Origin of the sequence: Streptomyces sp. NPDC002742, from assembly GCF_042888885.1 — a bacterium.
Taxonomy (GTDB): domain Bacteria; phylum Actinomycetota; class Actinomycetes; order Streptomycetales; family Streptomycetaceae; genus Streptomyces.
In genome coordinates this window covers 377,420-390,868 of sequence record NZ_JBIAQF010000005.1, presented here as the reverse complement: position 1 = coordinate 390,868, position 13,449 = coordinate 377,420, and the positions used below count along the sequence as shown (strand labels likewise).

Below are 13,449 nucleotides of genomic sequence, written 5' to 3'. Positions count from 1 at the left end.
CCTTCCCCCTGGCCCGCTTCGGCATGACGATCTCATCCCCCTGCGTGTGTGACGTGCGACTCACCGAGATCGTTCCCCGCAGGTCACGAACTGGCCGCCTCCCGGCCGCCTGGGCCGATCGGTTCGACGTGATCGGATCGTGCGGCGCCGTCAGCCGCGGGGCGCCAACGCCTCCCAGCGCACCGTCACTTCGCCTTGGCGCCAGCGGGTGATCCCGTCCGTGACCGGCCAGTCGGCCGTCAGGTCGCGGACCGTGCGTATCCAGCGCTGCCTCGCGCCGTACGCGGCGTACGGCGCGGCGGCCGCCCAGGCGCGGTCGAAGTCACGGAGGAAGGTGTGCACGGGCTCGCCCGGCACATTGCGGTGGATGAGGGCCTTCGGAAGCCGCTCGGCCAGATCGGACGGCCGGTCGAGTGAGCCGAGCCGGGTGGCGAAGGTGACCGTGCGCGGGCCTTCCGGGCCGAGGGCGACCCAGACGTGCCGACGGCCGATCTCGTCGCAGGTGCCCTCGACGAGCAGCCCGCCCCGGGAGCCGTGGTCCGCCGGCGCGAGCCGCGCGCGGAGCCGCCGCCAGACCTCGGCGACCTGCTCCTCGTCGTACTGGCGCAGCACGTTCGCCGCCCGGATGAGGTGGGGCCGGCCGGGCACCGGGACCTCGAAGCCGCCGTGCCGGAAGGCCAGGCCCTCGCGTTCGTACGGGAGGGCGGCGGCGACCCGGGCCGGTTCTATCTCGATGCCGAAGACGTGGGTGCGGGGTGCGGCGGTGCGCAGGCGGGTCAGCAGTTCGACCGCCGTCCAGGGCGCGGCACCGTAGCCGAGGTCGACGGCCACCGGCTCCGGTGTCCTGTGGAGTTCGGCGCCGTGCACCGCCGCGATCCAGCGGTCCATGCGGCGCAGGCGGTTGGGATTCGTCGTCCCGCGCGTCACCGTACCCACGACGGGGGTGCTCCCGCTCGAGCGAAGCCGAGAGTGGAGGAGGGACGCTGCGCGGGTTGTCATGCGTACGAGAGTAGGCGGACCCGGCGGAGGCCGGGTGACCCTGTGGACAACCCTGGACACCCCCGCGTCCGACCCCGGATCCGCTGTGGAAAACCCCGAGGGAGGCCCGGGAGGGACCCGCGGAGGCCGGGCGGGCAGGGAGGCAGACGCCCACCGAGGTCGAACGGTTGAGCGATCGATGGTAATGATTCGGCAAAGAGGAAATGGGGCGGACACCTCCGGCGTTCCACCTCCTGGAGGGCGTGACACGTCCTCCGACCGGCATGCCCGCAGCGAGGAGGAACGCCACGTGAGCCAGTACGTCAGCAGGCTCGGGCGTCGCTCCCCGGCGGCACCCTCACGGCTCAGGCTGCACCGCAGGCCCCGTCGCGTGGCGATGCTCTCGGTGCACACCTCGCCCCTGCACCAGCCCGGTACGGGCGACGCGGGAGGGATGAACGTATACATCGTCGAGCTGGCCCAGCGGCTCGCGGCGATCAACATCGAGGTCGAGATCTTCACGCGGGCCACCACCGCGGCACTGCCGCCGAGCGTCGAGCTCGCTCCCGGTGTCCTCGTCCGGCACGTCGACGCGGGGCCCTACGAAGGTCTCGCCAAGGAAGACCTTCCCGCCCAGCTGTGCGCGTTCACCCATGGCGTCATGCAGGCCTGGGCCGGTCACCGCCCGGGCTACTACGACCTCGTGCACTCGCACTACTGGCTCTCCGGCCACGTCGGCTGGCTGGCCGCCGAGCGCTGGGGCGCACCCCTGGTGCACGCGATGCACACCATGGCCAAGGTCAAGAACGCGGCGCTGGCCGAGGGCGACACTCCCGAACCCGCCGCCCGCGTCATCGGCGAGACCCAGATCGTGCGCGCCGCCGACCGCCTCATCGCGAACACCGCGGAGGAGGCCGACGAGCTCGTACGCCACTACGGGGCGCAGGCCGGCAAGGTCGCCGTCGTCCACCCGGGCGTCAACCTCGACCGCTTCCGGCCCGCCGACGGCCGCGCCGCCGCCCGCGCCCGGCTCGGCCTCCCGCAGGACGCCCTGATCCCCCTCTTCGCGGGCCGTATACAGCCCCTGAAGGCCCCCGACGTGCTGCTGCGCGCGGTCGCCGTGCTGCTCGACGAGCGGCCGGAGCTGCGCTCCAGGATCGTCGTCCCCGTGGTGGGCGGTCCGAGCGGCAGCGGGCTCGCCAAGCCCGAAGGGCTCCAGAAGCTGGCCGCGCGGCTGGGCATCGCCGATGTCGTGCGGTTCCGGCCGCCCGTCGGGCAGGACCAGCTCGCGGACTGGTTCCGGGCGGCTTCGGTGCTGGTCATGCCTTCGTACAACGAGTCCTTCGGGCTGGTCGCCATCGAGGCGCAGGCTGCCGGTACGCCGGTGCTGGCGGCGGAGGTCGGCGGCCTGCCGGTGGCCGTGCGCCACCAGGAGACCGGCTTCCTCGTCCCCGGCCACCATCCCGCCGACTACGCGCGCGTGCTGTGCGAATTCGCCGACGACGAGACGCTCGTGGCCCGCATGGGTGCCGCCGCTGCACGGCACGCGGAGCGCTTCGGCTGGGACACCGCGGCGGCGGCGACGGCGGACGTGTACGCGGCGGCGACGCAGGACCACCGACGCCGGGTGCGGGCGCACCACGCCTGACGCCGTCCGTCCCCTCGCGTCACCCCCGAGGCGGGTCGACTGATGCGAGGGTGCCTCGGCACTCGGGTCGGGACGGACCGCGCACACTGCGGAGCGAGAACCGGGCACGCATTGCCCCTCCCGGAACGAACCTACGCCTGCACCCCGTGCGGAGCCGTGTCCCCCAGGGAACCCGGGGGCGAGAACTCCGCGCGCGTGATGCTCGTCCGGGCTGGTCACGACCCGGTTGGTGCCGATCGTGCAAGAGCTGCCGGACCGCAGGTCCGCAGCCATCGTGAGCCGGGAATCCGCGTCCTTCAGGAAGGGGGGAGTCAAGTACGCTCGCCTCATGGCTGACGCAGCGTCGATCATCGAGCGGGTCCTCACGGAGGCGGAGCTCGAGTGGGAGAGCCCCGGGACGGGCTCGTACGTCGTGAAGCTGCCCGGTACCCGCAAGCTCTCGACGACGGTCTCGCTGATCGTCGGCAAGCACTCGCTGTCGCTGAACGCGTTCGTGATCCGCCACCCCGACGAGAATCACGAAGCGGTCCATCGCTGGCTCCTGGAGCGCAATCTCAAGCTCTACGGAGTCGCCTACGCGGTCGACTCCCTCGGTGACGTCTACCTGGTCGGCAAACTGCCGCTGACCGCCGTCACTCCGGAGGAGGTGGACCGTCTCCTCGGGTCCGTCCTCGAAGCGGCCGACGGCTCCTTCAACACGCTCCTGGAGCTCGGTTTCGCCTCCGCGATCCGCAAGGAGTACGCCTGGCGGGTGTCCCGCGGCGAGTCGACGCGCAATCTGGACGCGTTCACGCATCTGACCAAGCGCCCCGTCGACTGACCCTCGCCACCCAGCAATTCGGTAGTGCGATTAGCTTTTGCGTGCCCCCTTCCGCGCCCGGGATCCTCGTGGCATGCTCACCGCCGACGCAGGGCTGAACAACGTTCACATCCATGAAATGTCGCATGAGGGCCGCACGAGGTCGCACCAGAGCCACATGGAAGGGCGGACGGGCATGACCGACAGGAACGGGTACGCGGGGATCACCAGACGGGCGCTGCTCGGCAGCGCCACGGCCGTGGCGGCCGGTGCCGTGACTGGCGCGGTGGCCACGACGGCGGCCGCCTCGCCCGGGGGTACGACGGCAGCGCCGTCACCCGTACGGGGGGCGGCCGTCGCGACATCCGGGGGCGCGCCGGGAACGCTCGTCCGGCAGGGTGAAGTCCCCGCGCTCTGGCGGGAGTTCACCCGTTCCCCGTTCACCCACCCGCAGATCCCGTACGTCGGCCGGTCCGGCGTGCGCCGCGGGGCCGCGCGCTTCCCCCGCCGCCCCGTCGTGGCCGACATCCGTGACCACGGCGCCGTCGCCGACGACGGAACGACGGACTGCGCTCCCGCGATCAACCGTGCCGTCGCCGCTGCCGGAAGGGCCGGCGGTGGCACGGTCACCATCCCTGCCGGGACGTTCCGCATCGACGACCTGATCCGTATCGGTCACTCGAACGTGGTCCTCCGGGGCGCCGGAAGCGGCCGTACGACGCTGTACGCGACCAAGAACCTCACCGAACTCATCGGTGTCTACGGATCCCGTTACGGCGGCGACAAGTCGTCCTGGTCCTGGGCCGGCGGGCTCATCTGGCTCGCCCCCACGGCCCGTTGGGACTCCCTCGTCGCCGCCATCCGGGCGAAGGCATGGCCCTTCGAGGGCTGGACCGGCAACGGACGCGACGCCTGGCGGACCCTCACGACCGTCGAGCCCGCATGCCAGGGATCCTGGACGGTCACCGTCGCGGACGCCTCGAAACTGCGCCCCGGCGATCTCGTCCTTCTCCGCCTCGCCGACGACGCCGACCACACCCTCCTGGAGCACATGTCGGGCGGCGGACCAGGCCCGGAGGCGTACTACTGGGACGACAAGACCAAGCTGACCTCGTACGTCCCGTACGAGTGGCCCGTCCGCGTCGCGCGCGTGCGCGGCCGCCGGGTGACCCTCGAACGCCCCCTCCCGCTCGACGTACGCCCGGAGTGGGACCCGCGGCTGACCACGCACGTCGAGGAGTTGACGGGCTCGGGGGTGGAGGGGCTGACCCTGGAGGCGGTGGAGACACCGCAGTCCCCGCACCTCCTCGACAAGGGCTACAACGGCGTCGTCCTCCAGTGCGCCTACGACTGCTGGGTGGACGACGTCACGGTCCGCCACGTCGACAACGGGTTCGGTCTCGTCGCCGCCTCCGCCTGCACCCTGCGCCGCACGTCGGTCGCCGGACGCGGCTCGCACCACCCGTACTTCTGCCGGGAGGGCTCGCACGACAACCTGATCGAGGACTTCACCGTCGAGGAGCGCACCGTCCCCGCGCCTGCCGGAACCCAGCTGCACGGCATCAACGTCGAGGGCCTGTCCTCGTACAACGTCTGGTCGCGCGGCGACATGCGGATGGGCACGTTCGACTCCCACCGCGGACTGCCCTTCGCGAACGTACGCACCGACATCACCGTGTACAACGACGGCCGGCACGGCGGCGACGCCTCCGCCGGCCCCCTGTTCGGCGCGCGCTTCACCCACTGGAACATCCGGGTCACCAACGGCCGGGCCGGCCTGATGAAGATCGACGGCCTCGCCCCCCGCAGCGCCACCGTCGGCGTCAACGAGGTCACGGAGTTCGACCAGATCGACGTACCCGACTTCACCGGGGACCTGCGTTCCCGACTGGAGCTGTACGGGACGACGGACGTCGTACGGCCGCGCAATCTGTACGAGGCACAGCGCGACCTGTAGACCCCGCCCAGGACTGCGGTCACCGATCCCGGACGGCTCATGACCGTGCGTACCGCCCCGGGGTCACTCCCACCAGCCGCCGGAAGTGGCGGGTGAGATGGGACTGGTCGTAGAAGCCGGTCGCGGCGGCCACCTCGCCCGGTGGCCGTCCGTCGAGGAGCAGCCGGCGGGCGCGGTCCACGCGGCGGGACATCAGGTACTGGTGCGGGGCGATGCCGAACGCGCCGCTGAACGCCCGGACCAGGTGCGCGGGGTGGGCGTGCACGAGCCGTGCGGCCTCGTCGAGGGCGATCCCCTCGACGAGCCGTTGGTCGAGGAGTTCGCGCAGCCGGTGGGCGAGCGGCCGGTCGGCGGGCGAGGGCTCCGTGGCCGACCGGGGGCGCAGCAGACCGCGCAGCCGGTCCGCGATCAGAGTCAGCCTGCTGTCGGCCTCCAGCTCGTCCCCGGGGTGCGCGAGCGCCGTGTGCAACTGGCCGACCCGGCGCCGCAGTACGGGATCCGCCAGGTCGGGGCCGTCCACCGCCGGCCCGATGAGATCGTCGGCCAGGCGCGAGCCGTCGAGGTAGAGGACCCGTTTGCGGAAGCCGTGCTCGGTGGCGGGAGCGCCGTTGTGCGGGATGTGCGGCGGCAGCAGCGACACCGTGTCGTGCGGAGTGCCGTGCTCATGCCGGTCGAGGTCGTAGCGGACGGCGCCGTCGTCGACGATCAGCAGGGTCCAGGCCTCGTGCACGTGCATCGGGTACGCGTACTCGGTGTAGTGCGCGTGGAAGACCTCGACGATGCCCGGGACGCTCGGGCGCCAGGCGGACATCTCGCGCTGGGGGGCCATGCAAAGAACGTACAAGACGACGGCGGGCGCCGGTCGGCATTGTCAGTGCATGAGCAGCGTGAACAGCATGAACGTCTCCGACGACGCACCCGTCCGCTTCGACACGAAGATCGCCGTCGTCCTGCGCGACGACCTGGAGCCCTGGCAGCGGCTCAACGTGACCGCCTTCCTCGTCAGTGGCCTGGGCACGGCCGTCCCCGAGGTGATCGGTGAGCCCTACGAGGATGCCGACGCGGTCGCCTACCTGCCGATGTTCCGCCAGCCCGTCATGGTCTTCGAGGCGTCCAAGGAGACACTGACCGCCGCCCACGGCCGCGCGCTCTCCCGCGCACTGCCGCGGGCTCTCTTCACGTCCGACCTGTTCGCCACGGGCAACGACCGGGACAACCGCGCGGCCGTACGGGCGGTACGGACCGGTGACCTGGACCTGGTCGGTCTCGCGGTCCATGGGCCGCGGAACGCGGTGGACAAGGTGGTGAAGGGGGCGCGGATGCATCCGTGAGGCCGGGGCTCACGAGGGTCCGCGGACACCCCCCCGCCCGGCCCGGGGCTCGGTTCTCAGGCCGGGGCGGACTCCGTGCGGGGTGCCGGGGCGGCCTCGACCGCGGGGCCGCAGCCCACGGCGGCGGGGCCGACCTCGACGACCATCTCGTCCGCGAGGGAAGTCCGAAGGGGTTCACGCACCGACTCGTGCGCGGGCTCCCGAACCGACTCCTCCGCCGGGAGCCGCCGCATGAGCAGCCCGTACCCGAGCCCCGCCGCCGTGCCGACCACCGCGCACAGCCCCCAGAGCCAGGCCGCGCCGAAGCGGTCGATGACGATGCCGGACATCACCGGGGCGACGAGCGAGGCGAGCGCCCACGAGAGCGTGTACATGCCCTGGTAGCGGCCACGGCCGTGGACGGGGGACAGGCGCACGACGAGACCCGTCTGCGTCGGGGCGTTGACGATCTCGGCCAGGGTCCACACGCAGACGGTGAGCGTGAAGACCCCGACCGACCCGGCGAAGGCGGTGAGCCCGAACCCGTACCCGGCGAGCAGCGACGAGATCACGAGCAGCCGCTTGGGGTCCCGGTGCTCGATGAAACGGGTGACCGGGATCTGGAGCGCGACGATCAGTACGCCGTTGACCGCGATGGCCGTGCCGTAGTCGGCCGGGGTGAATCCGGCCCTGCCCATGGCCACCGGAAGTCCGACGGACCCCTGCTGGAAGACGAGGGCGACGAGGAAAGACAGCCCGACGACGCTCATGAACCGTCCGTCGCGAAGTACGGTCCCGAGCCCGACCGCGGGTGCCGTCTCCTTCGCGACCTGCACGGGCCTGGACTCCGGGAGCTTCGCGAAGACGACGAGCGCGCAGACGAGGGTCATGCCGGCCTCGATGAGGAAGCCCGCGAGGTAGCTGAACTCGGCGATGAAGCCGGCCCCCATCGAGGAGACGGCGAAGCCGAGGTTGATGGCCCAGTAGTTGAGGGAGAAGGCGCGGACGCGGTCCTCCGGCCGGACGATGTCGGCCATCATCGCCTGCACGGCGGGCCGCGAGGCGTTGCTGGCCATGCCGACCAGGAAGGCGACGGCGGCGATGGCCACCGGGTCGTGCATGAAGCCGAGCAGCGCGACCGAGGCGGCCGTCGACACCTGCGCGACGAGCAGGGTGGGCCGCCGGCCGAACCGGTCGGTCATCACTCCGGCGGCGAGCGAGGAGACCACGCCGCCGAGGCCGTGCAGGGACGCGACCAGACCGGCGTACGAGGCGGAGTAGCCGCGGTCGAGGGTCAGATACAGCGCCATGAAGGTGGCGACGAAGGCCCCGAGCCGGTTGATGAGTGTGCTGGTCCACAGCCACCAGAACTCGCGGGGGAGCCCTGAGACGGTCTCGCGGACGGCACGTCTCATGACGGCGGCTGGCATGGATCCCCCACGGATGTAAGCGGCTCGGGCGGTGAGCACAACTTACGAGCGGGTTGCCTCGGAGGGCCACTCAATTAACAGATGCCGTCAACTGACGGACGTCCAAGAGGGGCGGGAGCGGCCAGGCGGGGGTTCCCGTGTCCGACTGATGGCCGAGGGCGCGAGCGGTCGCGGGGTTCGATTACGCTCGGAGTCATGGCCGACGCACCGTACAAGCTGATCCTCCTCCGCCACGGCGAGAGCGAATGGAACGCGAAGAACCTGTTCACCGGTTGGGTGGACGTCAACCTCAACGAGAAGGGCGAGAAGGAGGCAGTACGCGGCGGTGAGCTGCTCAAGGACGCCGGTCTGCTGCCCGACGTGGTCCACACCTCGCTCCAGAAGCGCGCGATCCGTACCGCGCAGCTGGCCCTGGAGTCCGCGGACCGCCACTGGATCCCGGTCCACCGCAGCTGGCGCCTGAACGAGCGTCACTACGGCGCCCTCCAGGGCAAGGACAAGGCCCAGACGCTCGCCGAGTTCGGCGAGGAGCAGTTCATGCTCTGGCGCCGCTCGTACGACACCCCGCCGCCGGCGCTCGACCGCGACTCCGAGTACTCCCAGTTCGACGACCCGCGCTACGCGGCGCTGCCGCCGGAGCTGCGCCCGCAGACGGAGTGCCTCAAGGACGTCGTCGTCCGCATGCTCCCGTACTGGTTCGACGGCATCGTCCCCGACCTGCTGACCGGCCGCACGGTCCTGGTCGCGGCTCACGGCAACAGCCTCCGCGCCCTGGTCAAGCACCTCGACGGCATCTCGGACGCCGACATCGCGGGCCTGAACATCCCCACCGGCATCCCCCTCTCCTACGAGCTGGACGCCGACTTCAAGCCCCTCAACCCGGGCGGCACCTACCTCGACCCGGACGCTGCCGCGGCTGCGATCGAGGCGGTCAAGAACCAGGGCAAAAAGAAGTAACTTTCGCGATCATGCCCCTGACCTGCAATTACAGTGCAGGTCAGGGGCCTTCGGTCGTTCTGGGTCCTTGCTGGGCCCTCAAGCGCCGCGTCCAGCCCTCCGCGAGGGCTGGACGGCTTGAGCTCAGCAGCAGCGGACCAAACGCTCAAGCTTGGCTGCGTAGCCGGCATCCCGAAGCCGTCTGCGAATCTTGTCCAGGGTGGGCGTGTCGAGTCAGCGCGTGCCCAAGGCCGCAAGTCATGGGCGGCCTGGGATGGTGCCGGCCATCCCGCCCCCACCTGTGGCGACGCCGCCGCGCGGCTTGGGTGCGGAGAAGGGCGGCACGTCCTGTCGGCACGTTGTTCCGGCTGGCGGGAGGGTGCCGTCGATGAGGTAGCGGCTCTCGTGCGTGTTGACGCAACTGCTGGGGTTGAGCAGTGCCGTGTGCCCGTGCCCGCTGTTGGTGAGCAGGCGGGCGTCGGCCAGTTCTCGGGTCATGGCCTTCGCGGCCGAGTAGGGAGTGGAGGGGTCGTAGGCGGTGCCGACCACCAGGACGGGATGCGCTGTCGGCTTGTTCCACGGTCCGCGATAGGGGTTGGCGGCGACTCCCGGCCAGTCGGTACACACCGCGGTGGCCCAGGTCCAGTGGCGTCCGGTGTCGCCCGCACGGGCGGCGCTGGCCTCCTCCAGGACGTGGTATGCAGCGGGGTCACGCGGGTTGGGGCTGTCGCCGCAGAACACCGCACCGGCCTGTTCCTCGCCCAGGTACGGATTCGGATCCGGGACCGCCGGGGCGGGTGGGAGCGGGAACGGCTCCGGGGCGCGGCCCTGCCACAGGCTCTGCAGTTTGACGGCGAGGTTCGTCCATCCTGGGTGGACGACGTAGAAGCTGCTCACCATGTCACTGACCGTGAGGGCGTAGGTCCACTCGCCCACGGGATGCTCCCGGAGACGCTTCATCAACTGGTGGTACTTGTCCCGGGTCGCTTTCGGGCTGCCGGCGGAGAAGGCGCAGCGGGCGGTGGTGGTGGACCCGCACAGGGTGAGGAACTGGTCCAGGGTCTCTGCCGCGGTGCGGTCCGCGCCCAGGCGCAGCATCGCCGTGGACCGGGGGGCCTTGTCGGACCCGTGGTTCGTCCAGGCCTGCGGATCCCAGTCGCTGTCGAGGACCATGGCGCGGACGTTGCCGGGGAAGAGGTTGGCGTAGGTGGCACCCAGGAACGTGCCGTAGGAGATCCCGTAGTAGGTGAGCTGTGGGTCACCCACCGCCTGCCGGAGATGGTCGAGGTCGCGAGCGGTGTCGGCGGTCGACACATGGCGCAGGAGCTCGGGGTCGCGCTGCTGACAGCGCCGGCCCAGATCCTTGTACGCGGCGAAGTAGGCCGTCCGCTCCTGTTCGCCGACCGGGAAGCCTGCCGGTTTGCTCGCATTCCAGGCGGCGGCTTCCTCGGGGCTCGCGAAGCAGTTCACCGCGGTGCTGTTGCCGATCCCGCGGGGGTCCCAGCTGACGATGTCGAACCGCTCCCGTACCTCCCGCGGGAAGGACTCGTAGTTCTGCGGCATCTGCACTGATCCGGGCCCGCCGGGGCCGCCGGGGTTGAAGAACAGGGTGCCGATGCGCCGTCCGGGACCGGTTGCCTTCCGTTTGACGACTGCCAGTTCGATGGTGCGGCCGCGGGGGGTGCGGTAGTCCAGCGGCACCTTCGCGGTCGCGCAGTCGAACGGGCTGCCCTGAACGCAGGGTCTCCAGTCCAGTTTCGGGGCGGGCACCGAAGGTGTCGGAGCACCGCCGGCGACGGCGGGGTTCGTCCCTATGAACACCGTCGAGCAGGCCACCACCGCGGCGACGACCGCGGCGCAACTCCGACGGCCCGCTGTCGATCCAGATATGTGCATGTCTTGTCCTTTCACGACTGCGCGCGACGCGCCCATGCGCTGGACGTCGGCACGCATATGTGTCAAACAACACCGTGGTCAGGCAAAACGCGCGAGCCATCCGCAGCCGAACGGGAGCCCGCGCACGATAGCGATCCGGCCGGCGCCCCTCTCGGACGCGCCGAACGGCCCGATTTCGGGATCCGCCGGACAGGCCCTGGCGATAGCGACAGATCGGGCCCCGAGTCGAGCCGGGTCGGATCCTGGAACCTCTGTGGAACCTCCGAGGCCAACCGTCAGCGACCGACAGCGACAACCAACGACCGCCCGACGGCAGGTCAGTTGAGGTGATTACCTCGTTGACCAGCCCCAAAAACCGGGCGGTCGAAACCCAGGGCAAGAAGAAGTAACGCGACACCAGCGAGCCCCCGACCTGCCGTTTCTTGGCGGGGCGGGGGCTTTTTGGTGGGGCTGGGCAGTCTCTGGGCCGTCAGGTGCGACGACGCCAGCGGCGGATGCGGATGTCGAAGACGATCAGCAGCGCCACGGGGAAGGCGATCTCGGTCGGGGCGTTGGCCCAGAGGGCGAGCGCACCGCCGGCTGTGCCGATGAGAGCGATCGGCGCGTCACGAGGACAGATGTCGACGGTGACACCTGTGCGTGGGACCATGTGGCCTCCATCTGTGGTCGGTTCCTTGCTAGGGCTTCCGAGCGCGGAAATGGAAACGAATGCCGCCCCTGCACGGGCGGCATTCGCGTGTGATGAGACTTTCGCATAGCGCGGCTTCGCAGACAAACGTGCAGCTAGAAGTGGGCTTCTACTCTCACAGTAGAAAAGTGGAAGATTGCCTGTATCACGGGTGAGGCATTCCATGAGATGAATGAGTCGTTCCATCGGCTGAACGATGAAAATTGCTCCCTAGCAAGCAGGTTGCCCCTGGTCGGGACGGTTCTGTGCTTCCGAGATGCAAGCCTTCACATGCTTGTTTTTAAGGCATCAGCAAGCTTCCTGCCTAGGCAGGAAGCTTGCTTTCTAGGCAGGAAGTAAGCGGCGTGCTCATTTCTAGACCTTGCTCTCCATGAGGCTGCTCAGTTCGGTGGCCTCCAGGCTTCGTATGCGTGCTCGATTGCCTTTCGGGTGCGCTCTCGGCTGGACGGCATGAGGTGCGCGTACACGCGGAGTGTCAGACCCGGGTCTGAGTGGCCCAGGTACTCGGCGAGGGCCTTGATGTTCTCTCCGGCATCCAGGAGCACCGACGCGTAGAAGTGGCGGAGCGCGTGCATGCCGTTCTCGCGGGACTCGGCGTGCGGCTGTCCACGTTCGGGGGCCGGGATCACTCCGGCGCCGGCCAGCGGCCGCTTTCAGGCCTCCTCGTTGAGCGACGTGTGCCAGACATGACCCCCGCGCGGTCCGGTGAAGATCAGCCGCTTGGCCACTGGAGGACCGTCCGCGACCTTCCACGGCAACATGATCTCGACCGGCGGGAACTCCTTCATGTACGCCCGAAGAGCCTCGGCGACCGGCCCGGGGAGCGGCACGTCCCGGAGCTTGCCGCCCTTCGGCGGGGCGAACACGGCCTTGCTGCGGCTCAGCTTGAGCTGCTGGACCACGTGAAGCGTGTCCGACTCCAAGTCGATCGCGTCGACGGCGACGCCGAGGATTTCGCCTTGGCGGAGCCCGCAGCCACCGCCCAGACCGACCATCGCTCGGAAGCGCTCAGGCATGGCGGCGCGAACAGCGAAGACCCGTTCCGGTGTCCACGGCTTGACGCGCTTGGTGTCGACAACCGGCGGCCGGACCGAGCGAGCCGCACACGGATTGCGGGGAAGATGCCCGTCATCCACGGCAGCGCTCAACGCAGCGCGCACGTTGGAGTAGATCGTCCGGGCGTACGAGCCCCGGACGCCGTTCTTCTGAAGCTGCCGCACCCAGTCGCGGATGTGGGCGGGTTGGAACGACCCGAGGGGGCGCGTACCCAGGTACGGGAAGGCGTGGAGTCGAAGCTGCGACTCCATCGAGGCCTGCGTGTTCGGGTCAGCGCCCTGGGTCTCCACCCAGCGTTCGGCGTACTGCTGGAAGGTGATCCGGGCCGCGCGAGGGTCGATGTACTGCCCGCGCGCCATGTCCGCCTCGATGTGGGCGAGCCACTGATCGGCAAGCCGCTTCTGCCGGTCGGGGAAGCTCTTGGCCTTCTCCGTGCCGTCCGGGCCGATGTAGCGCGCCCGGTAGCGAAGCCCGGAGCCGTAGCGATCGCTCTTGACCTTGCGGACCTTGCGGACCTTGCGGACCTTGCCGTCCAGACCCGGGCGCCGATACTGCTCAGCAGCAGGTGAGCCTCGGAATATGCCTCCAGATCACATCAGCTTCCCAAGCCGTGAGTCCGGCCACGCGTACGACCGCCGAACGTGGTGCGAGCACGTCTGACGTGTATGCCGCACACCCCTCACAGGACCCCAGCAGACCCCAGGACAGACGCCGAGTTAGGCTCGCGGCCCTTGGCAGAGATCTGCCATCT

General features: G+C 70.0%; 10 protein-coding genes and 1 pseudogene. 5 read left to right on the top strand and 6 right to left on the bottom strand.

All coding sequences use genetic code 11. The features are described 5' to 3' along the window. Positions 1-150: 150 nt before the first annotated feature. The gene (locus ACFYW8_RS11210; protein ID WP_389070802.1) at positions 151-936 is read right to left on the bottom strand and encodes a class I SAM-dependent methyltransferase; all 786 of its coding nucleotides are present in this window, start codon (positions 934-936) and stop codon (positions 151-153) included. Between the two features lie 352 nt (positions 937-1,288). On the opposite strand from ACFYW8_RS11210, the gene mshA reads away from it, so the two are divergent. The 3 genes from mshA (at position 1,289) to ACFYW8_RS11195 (ending at position 5,382) form a co-directional block, all read left to right on the top strand. Continuing rightward, positions 1,289-2,626, top strand: coding sequence for a D-inositol-3-phosphate glycosyltransferase (gene mshA, locus ACFYW8_RS11205; RefSeq protein WP_389070798.1), 1,338 nt, complete (start codon positions 1,289-1,291; stop codon positions 2,624-2,626). 328 nt (positions 2,627-2,954) lie between these two features. After that, positions 2,955-3,446, top strand: a complete 492-nt coding sequence (locus ACFYW8_RS11200; protein ID WP_389070794.1) for a YbjN domain-containing protein — start codon at positions 2,955-2,957, stop codon at positions 3,444-3,446. Between the two features lie 175 nt (positions 3,447-3,621). Continuing rightward, positions 3,622-5,382 (top strand): glycosyl hydrolase family 28-related protein, encoded by a 1,761-nt coding sequence (locus ACFYW8_RS11195; protein WP_389070790.1) that lies wholly within the window; start codon positions 3,622-3,624, stop codon positions 5,380-5,382. Between the two features lie 37 nt (positions 5,383-5,419). On the opposite strand, the gene ACFYW8_RS11190 is transcribed toward ACFYW8_RS11195, so the two are convergent. After that, positions 5,420-6,211: an AraC family transcriptional regulator gene (locus ACFYW8_RS11190; RefSeq protein WP_365879224.1), complete on the bottom strand. Its 792-nt coding sequence runs from the start codon at positions 6,209-6,211 to the stop codon at positions 5,420-5,422. 49 nt (positions 6,212-6,260) lie between these two features. Between ACFYW8_RS11190 and ACFYW8_RS11185 the strand changes: the two genes are divergently transcribed. Beyond that, complete coding sequence (locus tag ACFYW8_RS11185; RefSeq protein ID WP_389070786.1) at positions 6,261-6,713, top strand: DUF2000 family protein; 453 nt, start codon at positions 6,261-6,263, stop codon at positions 6,711-6,713. 56 nt (positions 6,714-6,769) lie between these two features. On the opposite strand, the gene ACFYW8_RS11180 is transcribed toward ACFYW8_RS11185, so the two are convergent. After that, positions 6,770-8,122: an MDR family MFS transporter gene (locus tag ACFYW8_RS11180; RefSeq protein WP_389070781.1), complete on the bottom strand. Its 1,353-nt coding sequence runs from the start codon at positions 8,120-8,122 to the stop codon at positions 6,770-6,772. Positions 8,123-8,317: 195 nt separating this feature from the next. Between ACFYW8_RS11180 and ACFYW8_RS11175 the strand changes: the two genes are divergently transcribed. Then, positions 8,318-9,079: a phosphoglyceromutase gene (locus ACFYW8_RS11175; protein WP_365879230.1), complete on the top strand. Its 762-nt coding sequence runs from the start codon at positions 8,318-8,320 to the stop codon at positions 9,077-9,079. A gap of 237 nt (positions 9,080-9,316) precedes the next feature. On the opposite strand, the gene ACFYW8_RS11170 is transcribed toward ACFYW8_RS11175, so the two are convergent. The 3 genes and pseudogenes from ACFYW8_RS11170 to ACFYW8_RS11160 form a co-directional block, all read right to left on the bottom strand. Continuing rightward, entirely contained in the window at positions 9,317-10,954 is a 1,638-nt protein-coding gene (locus tag ACFYW8_RS11170; protein ID WP_389070776.1) for an alpha/beta hydrolase, read from the bottom strand. A 469-nt stretch (positions 10,955-11,423) separates the two neighbouring features. Further along, a complete protein-coding gene (locus ACFYW8_RS11165; RefSeq protein ID WP_389070773.1) occupies positions 11,424-11,603 on the bottom strand; it encodes a hypothetical protein in 180 nt (59 codons plus the stop codon). A gap of 419 nt (positions 11,604-12,022) precedes the next feature. Beyond that, positions 12,023-13,234 (bottom strand): annotated as a pseudogene (locus ACFYW8_RS11160) (tyrosine-type recombinase/integrase). Between the last annotated feature and the right edge of the window lie 215 nt (positions 13,235-13,449).